A 16,684-nucleotide genomic window follows, 5' to 3' on the forward strand; every position below is an offset into this window, starting at 1 on the left:
GCGTGCGGGCGGAGCCGGGCACTCGCGGGCGCCGGGGCCCCGCACCGGGGCCCTGCGTTCACCGCGGCGGTGGTGAGGGGCGAGACTGTCCTCCATGAGTGAACGCACCGCCCCGACCAGGACCGTCCTGCTGCGCCGCGGAGAGGTGCACAGCCCCGCCGACCCGTTCGCGACCGCGATGGTCGTCGAGCGCGGCCAGATCGCCTGGGTCGGCTCCGAGGGCGCGGCCGACGCCTTCACGGACGGCGTGGACGAGGTGGTCGACCTGGCCGGGGCCCTGGTCACCCCGGCGTTCACCGACGCGCACGTCCACACCACCGCCACCGGCCTCGCCCTCACCGGCCTCGACCTGACCGGCGCCGGCTCGCTGGACGAGGCGCTGGCCCGGGTGCGGGAGTTCGCCGCCGCCCGCCCGCACGACCGGGTCCTGCTCGGCCACGGCTGGGACGCCGCGCGCTGGCCCGGCGGCCGGCCCCCGGCCCGCGCCGAACTGGACGAGGCCACCGGCAACCGCCCCCTCTACCTCAGCCGCATCGACGTCCACTCCGCGGTGGTCAGCACGGCCCTGCTCGACCTCGTGCCCGGCGTGCGGCGGCAGGACGAGCCGCTCACCCGCGGCGACCACCACGCCGTACGCGCCGCGGCGTTCGCGGCCGTGACCCCCGCCCAGCGCGCCGAGGCCCAGCGCGCCGCCCTCGCGCACGCCGCCTCCCTCGGCATCGGCACGGTCCACGAGTGCGCCGGCCCGGAGATCTCCTCCGAGGACGACTTCACCGGCCTGCTGCGGCTCGCGGCGGCGCAGGACGGCCCGCGCGTCGTCGGCTACTGGGCCGAGCGCGACCCCGGCAAGGCGCGCGAGCTGGGCGCGGCCGGCGCGGCCGGCGACCTGTTCGTCGACGGCGCCCTCGGCTCGCACACCGCCTGTCTGCACGAGCCGTACGCCGACGCGGACCACACCGGCACCGCCTACCTCGACGCCGCCGCCGTCGCCGCGCACGTCGCCGCCTGCACCGAGGCGGGCCTCCAGGCGGGCTTCCACGCGATCGGCGACGCCGCCGTGACCACCGTCGTCGCGGGCGTGCGCGCCGCCGCCGAGCAGCTCGGCCTGGCCCGGATCCGCGCCGCCCGCCACCGCGTCGAACACGCTGAGATGCTCACCCCCGAGACCGTCGCGGCCTTCGCCGAACTCGGCCTCACCGCCTCCGTCCAGCCCGCCTTCGACGCGCTGTGGGGCGGCGCGGACGGCATGTACGCCCAGCGCCTCGGCGCCGACCGGGCCCGCCTGCTCAACCCCTTCGCGGCGCTGCTGCGCGCCGGGGTCCCGCTCGCCCTCGGCTCCGACAGCCCGGTCACGCCCCTCGACCCGTGGGGCACCGTCCGCGCCGCCGCCTTCCACCGCACGCCGGAGCACCGGGTCTCGGTGCGCGCCGCCTTCACGGCGCACACGCGGGGCGGCTGGCGGGCGGTCGGACGGGACGACGCGGGCGTCCTGGTGCCGGGCGCGCCCGCCGACTACGCCGTCTGGCACACCGGCGAGCTGGTGGTGCAGGCGCCCGACGACCGGGTCGCGCGCTGGTCCACCGACCCGCGCTCCGGCACCCCCGGACTGCCCGATCTGACCCCCGGCCGCGAGCTGCCGGTCTGCCTGCGCACCGTCGTCGGCGGCCGGACCGTGTACGTGCGGCCGAGCGAGTGATCTCCCGGGGTGGCGCGACGCGGATCGGCGCCCGAATCGGTGTCGCACGACCTGCGCATCCTCCGGGCGGGCCTCCGTACGAGGGGAAGACGCCCAGGTCGAACGGCTGTTGACAGGCGGCGGCCCGGGGCCGGTAGGTTCGGCCGGGTCCACCACGGGACGCCCGACCGGGCACCGTCCGCACCCTCCTCGCGGCGCCGCTGGGTCAGGGACGGTGTACCGCACCGGGGCACCGCCACTGGGAGCCAGGCACAGCGACCGCGCCACGGCGGGGGACGTTCCGGCCAGGTCGGCACGGTGTGACCCGGATGGGGCCCGGGCGCTCAGTAGACAACGGCTTCAGGTCGATCCGCAGCCAGCGGGTCCCAGGTCGGCCCGAAGGGCGCCGGGCCTCCATCCGCAGCGGGCCGAGCCGCCTTCCGGCCCGGGAGCGCGGAGGAAGCGGCAAAGGGAAGCGGGCGGGGAGCCGGGACGGGGCCGCATAGAGGGCCAAAGGAACATCCTTGCCCCGTGCTCGCCCGATCGACACCGCAATGCGTACGTTCTGTCGCGTCGGCGCAGGCCGCGGCCACTATGGTGGACCTCTGCGTACGGACATGAAGGGGCAGCAGTGAACGACGGCGAGGGGAACCGGCCGGCCGAGGCCCAGGAGAGGCGCTTCGGCCCGCTCGGCACGGCCTTGGTGATCATCCCGACCTACAACGAGGCGGAGAACATCAAGACCATCGTCGGCCGGGTGCGCGAGGCGGTCCCCGCGGCGCACGTGCTGGTGGCCGACGACAACAGCCCCGACGGCACCGGCAAGCTCGCCGACGAGCTGGCCGCCGGTGACGAGCAGGTCCACGTGCTGCACCGCAGGGGCAAGGAGGGCCTCGGGGCCGCCTATCTCGCCGGGTTCCGGTGGGGCATCGAGCACGACTTCGGCGTCCTGATCGAGATGGACGCCGACGGCTCCCACCAGCCCGAGGAGCTGCTCCGGCTGCTGACCGCGCTCAAGGGCGCCGACCTGGTGCTCGGCTCCCGCTGGGTGCCCGGCGGCCGGGTCGTGAACTGGCCGAAGTCGCGCGAGTTCATCTCCCGCGGCGGCAGCCTCTACTCGCGGGTGCTGCTGGACGTGCCGATCCGGGACGTGACCGGCGGCTTCCGCGCCTTCCGCCGCGAGACCCTGGAGGGCCTCGGCCTCAACGACGTCGCCTCCCAGGGCTACTGCTTCCAGGTCGACCTCGCCCGCCGTGCCGTTAAGGCCGGCTACCACGTGGTCGAGGTCCCGATCACCTTCGTCGAACGCGAACTCGGCGACTCCAAGATGAGCCGCGACATCCTGGTCGAGGCGCTGTGGCGGGTCACGACCTGGGGCGTGGGCGAGCGGGTCGGCAAGTTCCTGGGCAAGGGCGACGGACCGTCGCGGCCGTAGGGCGCACGGGGGCGGGGCGCGCTGGGGCGCCGGCGGGCAGCGGAGGGCGCTTATCCCGTGCTGAGCGGGGGCCGGGCAGACTGTGGGCATGACGACTGGTGCACCGAACCCTTCCACCGCCACGCGGCCCCGGCGCTCGCGGCTGCGTACCTTCCTGCCGCTGGGCGTCGCGGCGTGGCTGGTGCTGGAGATCTGGCTGCTCACCCTGGTCGCGGACGCGGCGGGCGGGTTCACGGTGTTCCTGCTGCTGGCCGCCGGGTTCGTGCTCGGCGCGGCGGTCGTCAAGCGGGCGGGCCGGCGCGCCTTCCAGAACCTGAACGAGGCCCTGCAACGCGGCGTGGCGCCGTCCGGCGACGGCCGTGGCGGTGGCGGTGGCGGTGGCGGTAGCGGCCTGATGATGCTCGGCGGCCTGCTGCTGATCCTGCCCGGCCCGGTCTCGGACGCGGCCGGCCTGCTCCTGCTGCTGCCCCCGGTCCGGAAGGCCGTCGCCCGCCGTGCCGAGCGCGCCGTGGACCGCAGACTGCGCCGCGTCGCGCCCGGCAGCCTCGGCGACGCCTTCCAGCAGGCCCGCATGCACCGCCCGGACGGGAAGGTCGTGCAGGGTGAGGTCATCCGGGAGGAGCCGGGCGACGCCCCGCGTGAGCCGCGCCCGCCGCTGAACCGCTGAGCCCGGCGGGCGTCCCCGACGGCCACGGACGGGGCGCCCGCCGCACACCAGTGACCGCCCGCCGCACACCAGTGACCGCCCGCCGCACACCAGTGACCGCCCGCCGCACACCAGTGACCGCGGGCGCCGTACGTCACTTTCACGTACGGCGCCCGCGGTCCTCTGGCGTGTGCTGTGAAACCCCGCCCGGGTCCGGTAGGAACTACGCGGACTTGCGGCTGTCTCGGGGGTGCACCGCGATGTTCATCGCGCCGGAACGCAGAACGGCCAGCCGCTCCTCGAGGACCTCTTCGAGCTCCTCGCGCGTGCGCCGCTCCATCAGCATGTCCCAATGCGTGCGCGCCGGCTTCGCCTTCTTCTCCTCCGGGCCGTCGCCATCCACCAGGAGTGCCTGGGCCCCGCAGACCTTGCACTCCCACTCCGGCGGGATCTCCGCCTCGACCGAGAAGGGCATCTCGAACCGGTGCCCCTTCTCGCATGCGTACTCCACGGCCTGGCGCGGGGCCAGGTCGATGCCGCGGTCCGTCTCGTAGCTGGTCACCACGAGGCGCGTGCCGCGAAGAGCTCGCTCACTCATGAATCGTGCCTCCCGGGCTTGTCGCCCACAGGACAGGTGTCGCTGTCGTCGTCATCCGGTCAACGTCCGGTCGGCGGTAAAGATTCCCGTTCGGAGTCCCGTTCCGGGTCATGCGTCGCCGTCGTAGCCGCCCATGTTGTACCCACCAGCGCCCGGTTTGTCACATCTGACAGCAGATGTCACCCAGCGTTTCGGCATCTTTGACGCGCAGTAACGGTACGCCTGGCAGGCCAAACGCGTACACTACATCCCTTTCGCCGACAGTGCTAAATCCGTTCCGGGACCGGGTTCCCCGCCTCCGCGACGGCACGCCGCACCGGCACCCGCGCCAGCAGCACGAATCCCAGCACGAAGAACGCCACCAGCGAGATGATCGCGTCCCGGTAGCTCCCGGTCAGCTGGTAGGTGAGCCCGAACAGCAGCGGGCCCAGCCAGCTCATCCCGCGGTCGCTCAGCTCGTAGGCCGAGAAGTACTCGGCCTCCTTGCCGGGCGGGACCAGATGCGAGAAGAGCGAGCGGGACAGGGCCTGGCTGCCGCCCAGTACGAGCCCGATCCCGGCCGCCAGCACGAAGAACCACACCGGCGCCCCGGCGGGCAGGAAGTACCCGGCGGCCAGCACGACCGTCCAGGCGGCCAGTGAGCCGAGGATCGTGCGTTTGGCTCCGTACCGCCGGGCGAGCCGGCCCAGCGCCAGCGCGCCGAACACCGCGAGGACCTGCACCAGCAGGATCGCGCCGATGAGCGTGGACTGGCCGAGGTCCAGTTCCTCGGAGCCGTAGACGGACGCCTGGGTGATCACTGTCTGGATGCCGTCGTTGTAGACGAGGTACGCCAGCAGGAAGGCGAGCGTGAGCGGGTGGCGGCGCATGTCGCGGACCGTCGCGGCGAGCTGCCGCCAGCCGGTGACCGCCGTCTCCCGCGCGGGCGTGCGGCGGTCGCGCAGGCGCCGGAGCGGGATCAGCGCGAACGTGCCCCACCACAGGCCGGCCGAGGCCAGGCAGATCCGCACGGCCATGGACTCCGAGACGCCGAAGGTGTCGTGGGCCAGGTAGAGGACGAGGTCGGCGACCAGGACCAGCGCGCCCGACGCGTAGCCGAAGGCCCACCCGCGCGAGGAGACCGCGTCGCGTTCCTCGGGCGGAGCGATCTGCGGCAGGTAGGAGTTGTAGAGCATCATCGCCACGGACTGCGCGGCGTTCGCGACGACCAGCAGCGCGCCGCCGAGCAGATAGCGGTCGCCGTCCAGCAGGAACATGCAGGCCGTGGCCGCGGCGCCGAGGTAGGCGGCGGCGCCCAGCAGGGGCTTCTTGCGGCCGGTGCGGTCGGCGGCGGCGCCCACCACGGGCATCACCAGCACGGCCACGATCACCGACAGGGACACCGCGTACGCGAAGAAGGAACCGGCCCGGACCGGGATCCCCAGGGGGTGGACGAAGCCGTCCGGGTCCGCGGCCGACTCGGCCACCGACGTCAGATAGGGGCCGAGGAACACGGTGAGCACGCTCGTCGAGTAGACGGAGCACGCCCAGTCGTAGAAGTACCAGCCGCGCTGCTCGCGCCGCCGCCCGGCCGCGTCGTCGGCCGCCGTCGTGCGCACGGTCCCGGTGTCCACCCCGTGCCCTCGCTTCCCCGAGAAGTGCCGTGCGCGGGCGCGGCCCGGACGTCAGACCCAGACGCCCCGGTCCTCCATGACCTTGCGCAACGTGTCGATGCGATCGGTCATGATGCCATCGACACCCAGGTCCAGGAGCCGGTGCATCCGCTCCGCCTCGTTGATCGTCCACACGTGCACCTGGAGCCCGCGCGCGTGGGCGAACCGCACGAACCGCTGGTCCACCACCTGGATGCCGGACTGCGTCTCGGGCACCTGGGCGGCGACCGCCGAGTGGCGCAGCGCCGCCGGCACGCCCCAGGAGCGCAGCCGCAGGTTGAGCACGCCCCGGGTGCCGTAGGAGGTCGCCAGGCGCGGCCCGGCCAGACGCTGGGCGCGCACCACCCGGGCCTCGGAGAACGAACCGACGCAGACCCGGTCCCAGGCCTCGGTGCGGCCGATCAGGTTCAGGAAGGGGTGCAGCGCCGACTCGGCCTTCAGGTCGACGTTCCAGCGCACCTCGGGGAAGGTCTCCAGCAGTTCCTCGAAGAGCGGCACCGGCTCGGCGCCGGCCACGCGCGCCCGCCGCACCTCGGCCCAGGGCAGGTCGGCGATCCGGCCCGCCCCGTCGGTCACCCGGTCCAGCGTCGCGTCGTGGAAGGCGACGATCCGGCCGTCCCGCGTGGCGTGGACGTCGGTCTCGAGGTATCGGTAGCCCGCCTCCACCGCGCGCCGGAACTGCAGCACGGTGTTCTCCAGACCGTCCGCGGCCCCGCCCCGGTGGGCGAAGGCGATCGGGCCCGGGTGGTCGAGATAGGGATGGCGTATGCGCGTGCTCACGGACGCAGTATCGCGCGCCGGGGTTGACCAGTGGCAACGACGGTGCTGCCGCCGGATGCCGAGGGGGCGGCGAACCCGTCCGCGCCGGGCGGGCCGGTTCCACCGCCGTTGGTACGGGTGGCCTGACGCGTGGCATGCTGTGGCAGGAGGAACAGCGCACGTAAAGGCCAATTCGGGGAAGGTGGACTGATCGGCATGGGGCAGTGGACCTCGGCGATGGGTGCGGCACAGCTGGCCCGGCAGCTCCAGTCGCAGCAGACCCGCCCGGCCGGCCCCGGCGCGCGCCGTCCGCCGGCCTACCGGGCGCTCGCCGACGGCATCCGGCTGCTGGTGCTGGAGGGGCGGGTGCCGGTGGCCGCGCGGCTGCCCGCCGAGCGGGAGCTGGCGCTGGCCCTGTCCGTCAGCCGGACCACCGTCGCGGCCGCGTACGAGGCGCTGCGCACCGAGGGATTCCTGGAATCCCGGCGCGGAGCGGGCAGTTGGACCGCCGTGCCGGCCGGGAACCCGCTCCCCGCGCGCGGGCTGGAGCCGCTGCCGCCGGAGGCGCTCGGCTCGATGATCGACCTCGGCTGTGCCGCGCTGCCCGCGCCCGAGCCCTGGCTCACCCGTGCCGTGCAGGGCGCCCTGGAGGAGCTGCCGCCGTACGCGCACACGCACGGCGACTACCCGGCCGGGCTGCCCGCGCTGCGGGCGATGCTCGCCGAGCGCTACACCGCGCGCGGGATCCCCACCATGCCGGAGCAGATCATGGTGACGACCGGCGCCATGGGCGCCATCGACGCCATCTGCCACCTCTTCGCGGGCCGCGGCGAGCGGATCGCGGTCGAGTCGCCGTCGTACGCCAACATCCTGCAGCTGATGCGGGCGGCGGGCGCCCGGCTGGTGCCCGTGGCGATGGCCGAGGGGCTCGCCGGATGGGACATGGACCGCTGGCGGCAGGTCCTGCGGGACGCGGCGCCGCGCATCGCCTACGTCGTCGCCGACTTCCACAACCCGACCGGCGCGCTCGCCGGCGAGGACCAGCGCCGGCAGCTGGTCGAGGCGGCACGGTCGGCCGGCACCGTGATCGTCGCCGACGAGACGATGAACGAGCTGTGGCTCGACCCCGGCGTGCGGATGCCGCGGCCGGTGTCCGCCTTCGACCCGGCCGGTTCCACGGTGATCACGGTCGGCTCCGCCAGCAAGGCCTTCTGGGCCGGGATGCGCATCGGCTGGGTGCGGGCCGCGCCGGACGTCATCCGCAGCCTGGTCGCCGCGCGCGCGTACGCCGATCTGGGCACGCCGGTGCTGGAGCAGCTCGCCGTGCACTGGCTGTTCGGCACCGGCGGCTGGGAGCAGGCCGTGGAACTGCGGCGCGGGCAGGCCCGGGACAACCGGGACGCGCTGGTCGGCGCGGTGCGCCGGGAGCTGCCCGACTGGGAGTTCGAGGTGCCGCGGGGCGGGCTGACGCTGTGGGTGCGCACCGGGGGACTGTCCGGCTCGCGGCTCGCGGAGGCGGGCGAGCGGGTCGGGGTCCGGGTGCCGTCCGGCCCCCGCTTCGGGGTCGACGGCGCCTTCGAGGGGTATGTGCGGCTGCCGTTCACCGTGGGGGGAGCGGTGGCGCGGGAGGCGGCGGTCCGGCTGGCCGCGGCGGCCCGGCTGGTGCGCAGCGGGGGGACGGTGGGCGCGGAGGCGCCGCGCACGTTCGTGGCGTAGGGGAAGCGCGGCGGGCGGCCGGCCGCCGGTCGGGTCGGTGGTGTGGTGGTCGTGCGAGCCCGGCCGGCCGGGCTCGTGGCCTGCGGAGCTGCCGTGCTGCCGCGGCCGGTCAGCGCTTGGTGGTGTGGTGGTCGTGCGGCCGGCCGGCCGGGTTCGTGGCCTGCGGAGCTGCCGCGCTGCGGTCGGCCGCTCAGGAGCGCTCCGCCACCGCCGCCTCCGCCGGGACCGGTTCCGGCTCGGACGCCGCCGCCGGGACCAGGTCCGGCTCCGCGTCCGCCGGGGTGGTGCGCGGCGGGAGCAGGTCCAGCACCGCCTGGCGGTGGGCGTCGCTCGTGGCGTCGTCGTAGGGGTCGGGGGTCGCGGGGACCTGGAGGCGCAGCACCGGGCCGGTGCCCAGGCGGGCGTAGCCGCGGCCCGCCGGGGCGTGCGGGACCGGGGTGGTGTGCGGGGGCGCGCCCAGGACGGTCACGAGCTGTTCCCTGGTGGCGGGGCCGAGCACCACCCGCGCGCGGGTGTGCTGCCGTACCGGGTCGCTCAGGGCGTCCACATGGTCGAGGTGCTCGGCGACGACCACGGTGACGTTCGCGGCGCGGCCGTGCCGCAGCGGCACCTGGAGCAGGGACTGCGGGTCCTTGTGGCCCTCGGCGGAGGCCACGTGGGCCAGCGCGGACGGGCGGTCCAGCAGCAGCCACAGCGGCCGCTTGGTGTCCTCCGGCGGCGGATGGCCCGCCTGCCGGGCGCGGTTGACGGCGATCAGCCGACGCTCCGTCTCCGTCGCCGCCCACTCCAGGCTCGCCAGCGCCCCGGCCGGCGCGCACTCGACGGCCAGGACGCCGTCCCGGCCCGTCAGGCAGGCGTACTCGCCGGTGCCGCCGCCGTCGACGACGAGGACGTCGCCGTACTGCAGCGCCTGCAGCGCCACGGAGCGCAGCAGGGTCGACGTGCCGCTGCCCGGCTGGCCGACGGCCAGCAGATGGGGCTCGGTGGAGCGGATGCCCGTGCGCCAGACGACGGGCGGCACGTCGCGCCGCTCCGGTCCGTGCACGAGCGGCAGCGTGCGCTGCACCTCGCCGGCGTCGGTGAGACCGAGGACCGTCTCACCGGGCGCCGTCACGAAGCGCTGGGCGGCGATGTCGGTGGGCAGCGGCGCGAGGACCGCGACCGTGAGCTGGTTGCCCTCCTCGTGCCACGCGAAGTGGTACTCGCGGCCGCGGCCCGACTTGGCGGTCAGCAGATGCTCGACCCGCGCGCGTGCCTCCGGATCGCCGTCCGGGAAGTACGGCGGGTACTGGATCACCAGCCGCGCGATCCGGCCCGTGGCGTCGAACGCGTACTCCGGGAAGGCCTTGTCCCACTCGCCGCCGTGGACGTACAGGGGTGCCGGGTCCTCGGCGATGGAGAGGAACGGGACCAGCGCCTCGTACAGCGACCGCAGGCGCTGGAGCCGGGTCTCGTCGGGCCCCTCGGGGGTGGGCGGGGTGCGTTCGCGGCCCTGCCAGGCTGCCGCCGCCATCAGCGCGATGACGGCGAGCAGCGGGCCGTAGGGCGCCAGCGCCACGACGAGGATCACCGAGGCCACCAGGAACAGCAGGGGGCCGCGCCTGTCCTTGGGGGTGTCCGCCCACTTGCGCCGTCCGGCCGTGGCCAGCCGGCGCAGACCCCGGGTGATCAGGATCAGCGGGTGGAGGACGTCGGTGGCGCTGTCGGCCGCCGTCCGGGCCAGATCCCGGCTCCGGGCGAGCTGTGTGCCGCCGTTGCTCAGAATGCGGGGGAGGGGGCGCCGGGCCACGGGTGTCTCCTGGAGGTGCGGGTGGACGGGGTGGTGGGTCCGGGAGGGCGGCGGGTCAGAACTTCAGACCGCCCAGCAGGCTCGCCAGGCTCTCGCCGCCCGCCTTGATGCTCGGGGCGACGGCCGTGCTCGCCAGGTAGAAGCCGAACAGGGCCGCGATCAGCGCGTGGGACGACTTCAGTCCGTCCTTGCGGCAGAAGATGAAGACGACGATGCCGAGCAGGACCACGCCAGAGATGGAGAGGATCATGAGGTCTCCTGGTGTCGAGGGGGACAGTCACCATGAGTACTTCCAGGCTCACAGGATGTATCCATACGATTAAAGGTGCAAGTGGGTGAAAACTGGTGGATTTCGACCGGACGGCCGAGCAGGGGAGGCCCGGGGCGCAGTGGGCTTGCGTCCGGCGGGTGCCACGGTGATCTTTGCCTCGGGCGGGGCCCGTCATGTCGCCGCACAGCCAGTACGCTGGCGATTCACCCGTAGAGCCCAGCGGTGCGGTCAGGTGATGTTCGTACTCGTGCGTGATGAGAGGCGGTCCGGCCGATGACTGAAGCCCCCGACCCCGAGGTCGTGGAGCTCGCGACCAAGATCTTCGATCTGGCCCGGCAGGGGCGGACCGAGGCGCTCGTGGCGTACGTCGACGCCGGTGTCCCGGTCGGCCTCACCAACGACCGCGGCGACTGCCTGGTGATGCTCGCCGCCTACCACGGGCACGCCGGGACGGTGCGGGCGCTGCTCGCCCGCGGCGCCGAGGCCGACCGGGTCAACGACCGGGGCCAGACCCCCCTCGCGGGGGCGGTCTTCAAGGGCGAGGAAGACGTGATCAGGGCCCTGCTGGAGGGCGGCGCCGACCCGGCCGCGGGCACCCCGTCGGCCGTCGACACCGCCCGGATGTTCGGCAAGGCGGAGCTGCTGAAACTGTTCGGCGCGCACTGAGACACCACCCGGCCGGGCAGGACGGGCCTCTTGGCCGGGCAGGACACGGAAAAACGGGGGAGGCGGTACTGTCGCCGGAAATTTCGGTCGCGGCATCGAGAAGCGCCGGGTCATCATGACCTCGTGATTCACGGACGCGATGGCCGGGCAGGTGTTGCCGCACCGCGCGGGCCGTGACGCGGCCCGCATGGGCCACCGACGAGAGGCAGAGAAAGATGGTCTACAGCAAGCAGAAGACGGCGGGCGCCCCGACGTGTCGTCACGCGGCCAGGTAAAGCACGTTCCCCGGTTGCGTCGACGCTTGATGTGAGGCTGTGTTTCCCATGTTCGATCCGGTCATAGCGCCCAGCGGTACGCTGCTCGGCCTGCTCCAGCGGGGCCGCGGCGACGGCACGCTGCACGCGCTCACCGCCCCCCGCGCCGAGGCGCTCGCCGCCCTGAACCACTGTGTGCTGCGCGACCCCCGCCACGACTGGCAGGTGGAGAACCGCTCCCTGTACTACGCCCGCCTGTACCTCGACCTGAACGGCGGGCTGGACGCGATCGAGGCGCACCTGTTCGACCCCGACGACCTCGCCGACACCGACGAGTCCCGCACCGGGCTCGCCCTCGCCGTCCTCGGCCACCTCGCCTCCTACGGCAGGCGCGACGCGCTCGCCCTGCTGCGCAGGTACGCCGCCCACGGCGCCAACTGGGCCTGGGCCCTGGACGAGCTCGCCCTGCGCGACGACGACGCCGGGCTGCGCGCCTTGGCCGCGCCCGTGCTGGCCCGGTTCCCGGCCGACGCCGAGGGCGAGGCCGAACTGGCCGCCGCCGTGCGGGACGCCTTCGAACCGAGGCCATGGCGGCTGTGGGCCGACGATCCGCGCGTGTCCGTCGGTGCCCGGGTGCGTGCCGCCCGGGAGGCCGGCTGCTTCGACCGCTGGCAGCGGCAGCTGCGGCCGGCCGGGCCCCGCCCGGGCTGGAGCGTGCGAGCCGTGTTCGAGTGGGCCCAGCAGGGCGTCGAACGCGGAGTCGCGCTGCACGTCCCGGCCGCCCGCTGCCTCACGGCCGTCGCCGGACCCGAGGACCGGCCCGAGATCGTCCAGGCCGCCAGGGACGGCGGCGAGGGTGCCCGCTGCACCGCGCTGCGCTTCCTCGCCGACGGCGAGGACCCCGAGGCGCTCGACCTGATCGAGGCGGCCGTCGTGGCCGGCCCGGCGCCGGTCGTGGAGGCCGCCGTCGACGCCTTCGAACGGATGCGCGGCGCGGCCGCCGTGGCCCGGGCCCGCGGCTGGGCCCGCCGGCCCGATCCGCTGGGCGCCGCCGCCGGGCGGGTGCTCGCCTGCCGGGGCGGTGCCCAGGACAGCGGCCTGGTGCTCGGCGCCCTCCGGGAGGCGGTGCGGGCGGAGGGCCCCGACGCGCCGACCCTGTGGACCCTCGTCGACGGTGCCGGCCGGCTCGGCATCGCGTGCGCCGCACCGGTTTTGCGCCACGTGTACCGTGAGACCGCCTCGTCCCATCTGCGCGGCAGGGCCGCCCGCGCCCTCGCCGCCACCGACCCGTCCTTCCCCTCCGGCTTCGCCGTCGAGTGTCTGTGGGACTGCGAGGAGACCACCCGGGAACTGGCCGCCCGGCACGCGGAGACCGGAGACACCCGCGTCGTCGAGCGACTGCGCCGGCTCGCCTCCGACCCCGCCGAGGAGGCGGAGGTCCAGACGGCGGTACGCAGCCGGATCGGGCCGGACGCCATGTGACCGCCGCCCCCCTCACCCGCCGGGTGACCGGGCACCGGAGTACCCGCCGGGTGAACGGCGGGTGACCCGGAGGTCAGGGGCGCGTGGCCGCGGGCCGACGCGCCCGGGCGTGCAGTGCAACGCTCATGGATCGTTCCCCGGCCGGAAAGATCGACGTTGACGCGGCCACGTCCAGTGTGGCGACAACAGCCCTATGCGTGTCGTCATCGTGACCGAATCATTTCCCCCCGATGTGAACGGCGTGGCCCATTGCGCGCTGCAGACCGCCCGACACCTCGTCGATCGCGGTCACGCTCCCCTCGTCGTCGCACCGGCTCCCGCTCCGGGCAACAAGGTGGGCGCCCTCGCGCCGTGCCCTGTCGTCCACGTCCCCTCCCTCCCGCTCCCGGGCTACCCCCAGGTCCGCGTCGCCCTGCCCAGCCGGCGCCTGGCCGCCGCGCTGCTCTCGCACCAGCCCGACATCGTGCACCTGGCGAGCCCCTTCATCCTCGGCGTCCGCGGCATGGCCGCCGCGGCCCGGCTCGGGGTACCCGCCGTCGCCGTCTACCAGACCGACCTGGCCGGATACGCCCGCACCTACGTGGGCGCCGGCGAGGCCGCGGCCTGGCGGCGCATCCGCTCCGTGCACGCCGCCGCCGACCGCACCCTCGCCCCCTCCAGCGTCTCCCAGGGCGACCTGGAGGCCCACGGCGTGCCCCGGGTGCACCTGTGGCGGCGCGGCGTCGACACCGTGCGCTTCCGCCCCGAGCTGCGGGACGACGCGCTGCGCCGGGAACTCGCCCCCGACGGCGAGCTGATCGTCGGCTACGTCGGGCGGCTCGCACCCGAGAAGCACGTCGAGCTGCTCTCCGGCGTGTGCGGCCTGCCCGGTGTGCGGCTGGTGGTCGTCGGTGACGGGCCGAGCCGGCCCGGGCTGGCCGAGGCGCTGCCCGGCGCGGTCTTCCTGGGCCGCCGCACCGGCGACGACCTCGCCCGCATCTTCGCCTCGCTGGACGTCTTCGCCCACACCGGCCCGTTCGAGACCTTCTGCCAGACCGTGCAGGAGGCCATGGCCAGCGGCGTCCCCGTGGTCGCGCCCGCCGCCGGCGGCCCCCGGGACCTGGTCGACCACGGCCGCACCGGGTTCCTCGTCCCGCCGCGCGACGCGGACGCCGTCCGGGAGGCCGTGGCCGCCCTGGCCGCCGACCCGGCGATGCGCACCGCCTTCGGGACCACCGCGCGCGCCACCGTCGAGGGCCGCACCTGGGCCGCCGTCGGCGACCAGCTCCTCGCGCACTACGAGGCCGTGCTCGACGCGCGCAGGCCGGCGGTGGCGGCGTGAACACCTCCCTGCGCATCGTCCGCCTGGCCAACTTCGTCGCCCCCGCCTCCGGCGGCCTGCGCACCGCGCTGCGCGAGCTGGGCAAGGGCTTCAAGGTCGCGGGCCACGACCCGGTCCTGATCGTCCCGGGCGAGAAGTACAGCGACCGCGAGACCGAGCAGGGCCGGGTGATCACACTGCCCGGACCGGTGCTGCCCGGCACCGGCGGCTACCGCGTCCTGGTCGACAGGCGCCGCGTCGCCGCCCTCCTGGAGGAACTCGCCCCGGACCGCCTGGAGGTGTCCGACCGGACGACCCTGAGGTGGACCGGCAAGTGGGCGCGGCGCGCCCGGGTGCCCGCCGTGATGGTCTCCCACGAGACCGCCGACGGTGTGCTGCGCACCTGGGGCCTGTCCGAGAACCTCTCCCGGCGCGCCGCCGACGCCCTCAACGTCCGCACCGCCCACACCTACTCGAAGGTCGTGTGCACCACCGAGTTCGCCGAACGCGAGTTCGTCCGGATCGGCGCCCGCAACGTCGTACGGGCCCCCCTGGGCGTCGACCTGATGAACCGGCGGCCCACGCTGCGCGACCCGGCGCTGCGCGACACCCACGCGCGGGCGGACGAGAAGCTGCTGGTGCTGTGCTCCCGGCTGTCCGTGGAGAAGCGGCCCGGCACCGCCCTGGACGCCCTGGACTCGCTGCGCCAGCGCGGGGTGCGCGCCGTGCTCGTGGTGGCCGGCAACGGGCCGCTGCGCGCCGGTCTGGAGAAGCGGGCGCAGGAGCGCGACCTGCCGGTGACCTTCCTCGGGCACGTCGCCGACCGCAGCCTGCTCGGCGCGCTCCAGGCCACCGCCGACGTGGCCCTGGCCCCCGGGCCGGCCGAGACGTTCGGCCTCGCCGCGCTGGAGGCCATGGCCTGCGGCACGCCCGTGGTGGCGAGCGCCTCCTCCGCGCTGCCGGAGGTGATCGGTTCCGCCGGGGCCACCGCGGCGGACAACGGGGAGGCCTTCGCGGACGCCGTGGAGATGCTGCTCGACCGTCCCGAGCGCGAGCGCCGGGAGACCGCACGCGCGCGGGCGGAGTGCTTCGGCTGGGGCACGGCGGTGGACGCCTTCCTCGCCGTGCACGACGCGGCGGTGCCCGAGCGCCCCTTCGCCCGTGCGGAGGGCGCGGCATGAAAGCCGTCCGCTACGTCGCCCTGGGGGACTCGCTGACCGAGGGGGTGGGCGATCCCGTGGGGAACGGGTGGCGCGGCTGGGCCGCGCTGCTCGCCGGCGGCCTGTGCGAACCACCCGCCGACTTCACCAACCTCGCGGTGAGCGGGGCCCAGACCCGCGACGTGCTGGAGAGCCAGCTGCCGGCCGCGCTCGCCCTGCGACCGGACCTCGCGTCCGTCCTCGTCGGCGTCAACGACACGCTGCGCCGGACGTTCGACATCCACCACATCACCGAGCGCCTCGACAAGGTGTACGCGGCCTTCGCCGTGCAGGGCACGGCCGTGCTCACCGCCTGCCTGCCCGACCCGGGCCGGATGCTCGGACTGCCGGGGGTGCTGGCGCACCCGCTGGCCCGGCGGCAGCGCGCGGTGAACACCGTGGTCCACGCCCTCTCCGAACGCTACGGGGCCGTGCACCTGCACGCGGCCGAGGGCGACTGGATCGACGACCGGGCCATGTGGAGTGCCGACCGGCTGCACCCGGGGGAGCGGGGGCACCGGCAGCTGGCCGTCCGGTTCCACGAACTGCTCGCGGACGCCGGGTTCGCGACGGGGCGCGCGCCCGCGCCCGACCCCGAGTTCCCGCCGCCCACCAGGTCGGCCAGCCTGCTGTGGCTGGCCACCGCGGGCACCGCCTGGATCGTGCGCCGGTGCAACGACCTGCTGCCCCAGCTGCTGCGCCTCGCGGCCGTCGAGATGCGCCACCGCGCGCGCGGCACCAGCGCCCGGCTCGACCTGCGGTCGGCCAACGCCGTGTCGACGGCGCTGGCGGCACTGCCGGTGCCGGTGCCGGTGCCCGGGCCGCGTCCGGAGCGTTGGGAGCCGGGCAGGCCCGTGCTGCCGGAGGGGCTGTCGATGCCGGGGCAGCGGACGGCGCCGGGGCAGCGGACGGCGTCTGGGCAGTGGCCGGCGTCGGGGCAGCGGCCGGTGGGGGAGCAGCGGCCGGTCGGGGAGCAGGGTGCGATCGGGGAACAGCGGTCCGTGGGGGATCAGAGGCCTGTGGTGGAACAGCGCCCGGTGGGGGAGCGTCCTGTGGGGGAGCAGCAGCCTGCCCCGGAGGCGGCCTGAGGGCGAGGCGCCCCGGGCCGCGGGCGTCGGGGGTGGACGGCGGTCGATGGCGGCGAGGTCCGCGGGCGTCGGGGGTGGACGGCGGTCGATGGCGGCGAGGGCCGCGGGCGTCGGGGGTGGACGGCGGTCGATGGCGGCGAGGTCCGCGGGCGTC

The 16,684-nt window shown here is 75.1% G+C and carries 13 protein-coding genes and 1 pseudogene; 9 read left to right on the forward strand and 5 right to left on the reverse strand.

Annotated elements, in window-relative coordinates; genetic code table 11:
- Positions 1-94: 94 nt before the first annotated feature.
- The 3 genes from ACFF45_RS15370 to fxsA all read left to right on the forward strand — a co-directional run bounded on the left by ACFF45_RS15370 (position 95) and on the right by fxsA (position 3,777).
- Positions 95-1,696: an amidohydrolase gene (locus ACFF45_RS15370; RefSeq protein ID WP_381346588.1), complete on the forward strand. Its 1,602-nt coding sequence runs from the start codon at positions 95-97 to the stop codon at positions 1,694-1,696.
- A gap of 610 nt (positions 1,697-2,306) precedes the next feature.
- Positions 2,307-3,110 (forward strand): polyprenol monophosphomannose synthase, encoded by an 804-nt coding sequence (locus ACFF45_RS15375; protein WP_381346589.1) that lies wholly within the window; start codon positions 2,307-2,309, stop codon positions 3,108-3,110.
- Positions 3,111-3,198: 88 nt separating this feature from the next.
- A complete protein-coding gene (fxsA, locus tag ACFF45_RS15380; protein ID WP_381346590.1) occupies positions 3,199-3,777 on the forward strand; it encodes an FxsA family membrane protein in 579 nt (192 codons plus the stop codon).
- 202 nt (positions 3,778-3,979) lie between these two features.
- Here the strand turns inward: fxsA and ACFF45_RS15385 are convergent, their stop codons facing one another.
- The 3 genes from ACFF45_RS15385 to ACFF45_RS15395 form a co-directional block, all read right to left on the reverse strand.
- Positions 3,980-4,354, reverse strand: a complete 375-nt coding sequence (locus tag ACFF45_RS15385) for an RNA polymerase-binding protein RbpA (RefSeq protein WP_003977404.1) — start codon at positions 4,352-4,354, stop codon at positions 3,980-3,982.
- Between the two features lie 266 nt (positions 4,355-4,620).
- Complete coding sequence (locus ACFF45_RS15390) at positions 4,621-5,967, reverse strand: MFS transporter (RefSeq protein ID WP_381346591.1); 1,347 nt, start codon at positions 5,965-5,967, stop codon at positions 4,621-4,623.
- A gap of 51 nt (positions 5,968-6,018) precedes the next feature.
- The gene (locus ACFF45_RS15395; protein WP_381346592.1) at positions 6,019-6,786 is read right to left on the reverse strand and encodes a glycerophosphodiester phosphodiesterase family protein; all 768 of its coding nucleotides are present in this window, start codon (positions 6,784-6,786) and stop codon (positions 6,019-6,021) included.
- Positions 6,787-6,981: 195 nt separating this feature from the next.
- Between ACFF45_RS15395 and ACFF45_RS15400 the strand changes: the two genes are divergently transcribed.
- A complete protein-coding gene (locus ACFF45_RS15400; RefSeq protein ID WP_381346593.1) occupies positions 6,982-8,481 on the forward strand; it encodes an SCO1417 family PLP biosynthesis transcription factor in 1,500 nt (499 codons plus the stop codon).
- A gap of 190 nt (positions 8,482-8,671) precedes the next feature.
- Here ACFF45_RS15400 and ACFF45_RS15405 read toward each other — a convergent pair whose 3' ends face one another.
- Both ACFF45_RS15405 and ACFF45_RS15410 read right to left on the reverse strand, forming a co-directional pair.
- Positions 8,672-10,270, reverse strand: a complete 1,599-nt coding sequence (locus tag ACFF45_RS15405; protein ID WP_381346594.1) for a hypothetical protein — start codon at positions 10,268-10,270, stop codon at positions 8,672-8,674.
- Positions 10,271-10,325: 55 nt separating this feature from the next.
- On the reverse strand, positions 10,326-10,520 hold the full coding sequence (locus ACFF45_RS15410; RefSeq protein ID WP_218513552.1) for a hypothetical protein: 195 nt from the start codon (positions 10,518-10,520) through the stop codon (positions 10,326-10,328).
- Between the two features lie 294 nt (positions 10,521-10,814).
- On the opposite strand from ACFF45_RS15410, the gene ACFF45_RS15415 reads away from it, so the two are divergent.
- The 5 genes and pseudogenes from ACFF45_RS15415 to ACFF45_RS15435 all read left to right on the forward strand — a co-directional run.
- Positions 10,815-11,207 carry an ankyrin repeat domain-containing protein gene (locus tag ACFF45_RS15415; RefSeq protein ID WP_381346595.1) on the forward strand — a complete coding sequence of 131 codons (393 nt, stop codon included), beginning with the start codon at positions 10,815-10,817 and terminating at the stop codon, positions 11,205-11,207.
- Positions 11,208-11,530: 323 nt separating this feature from the next.
- Positions 11,531-12,943: a HEAT repeat domain-containing protein gene (locus ACFF45_RS15420; RefSeq protein ID WP_381346596.1), complete on the forward strand. Its 1,413-nt coding sequence runs from the start codon at positions 11,531-11,533 to the stop codon at positions 12,941-12,943.
- A 193-nt stretch (positions 12,944-13,136) separates the two neighbouring features.
- On the forward strand, positions 13,137-14,264 hold the full coding sequence (locus ACFF45_RS15425) for a glycosyltransferase family 4 protein (RefSeq protein WP_381346597.1): 1,128 nt from the start codon (positions 13,137-13,139) through the stop codon (positions 14,262-14,264).
- Complete coding sequence (locus ACFF45_RS15430; RefSeq protein ID WP_381346598.1) at positions 14,261-15,424, forward strand: glycosyltransferase; 1,164 nt, start codon at positions 14,261-14,263, stop codon at positions 15,422-15,424. The genes ACFF45_RS15425 and ACFF45_RS15430 overlap by 4 nt, the downstream gene beginning before the upstream one ends.
- A pseudogene (locus ACFF45_RS15435) lies at positions 15,421-16,245 on the forward strand (SGNH/GDSL hydrolase family protein); the annotation flags it as partial. The gene ACFF45_RS15430 and the pseudogene ACFF45_RS15435, both read left to right, overlap by 4 nt.
- Between the last annotated feature and the right edge of the window lie 439 nt (positions 16,246-16,684).

Source organism: Streptomyces cinereospinus, from assembly GCF_042430725.1.
In the GTDB taxonomy this organism is placed as follows: domain Bacteria; phylum Actinomycetota; class Actinomycetes; order Streptomycetales; family Streptomycetaceae; genus Streptomyces; species Streptomyces cinereospinus.

What these genes read in the sequence shown, in the direction of transcription:
- ACFF45_RS15410 (WP_218513552.1), bottom strand. Translation starts at nt 10,520, where the DNA reads ATGATCCTCTCCATCTCTGGCGTGGTCCTGCTCGGCATCGTCGTCTTC.
- ACFF45_RS15400 (WP_381346593.1), top strand. Translation starts at nt 6,982, where the DNA reads ATGGGGCAGTGGACCTCGGCGATGGGTGCGGCACAGCTGGCCCGGCAG.
- ACFF45_RS15385 (WP_003977404.1), bottom strand. Translation starts at nt 4,354, where the DNA reads ATGAGTGAGCGAGCTCTTCGCGGCACGCGCCTCGTGGTGACCAGCTAC.
- ACFF45_RS15370 (WP_381346588.1), top strand. Translation starts at nt 95, where the DNA reads ATGAGTGAACGCACCGCCCCGACCAGGACCGTCCTGCTGCGCCGCGGA.
- ACFF45_RS15415 (WP_381346595.1), top strand. Translation starts at nt 10,815, where the DNA reads ATGACTGAAGCCCCCGACCCCGAGGTCGTGGAGCTCGCGACCAAGATC.
- fxsA (WP_381346590.1), top strand. Translation starts at nt 3,199, where the DNA reads ATGACGACTGGTGCACCGAACCCTTCCACCGCCACGCGGCCCCGGCGC.
- ACFF45_RS15420 (WP_381346596.1), top strand. Translation starts at nt 11,531, where the DNA reads ATGTTCGATCCGGTCATAGCGCCCAGCGGTACGCTGCTCGGCCTGCTC.
- ACFF45_RS15425 (WP_381346597.1), top strand. Translation starts at nt 13,137, where the DNA reads ATGCGTGTCGTCATCGTGACCGAATCATTTCCCCCCGATGTGAACGGC.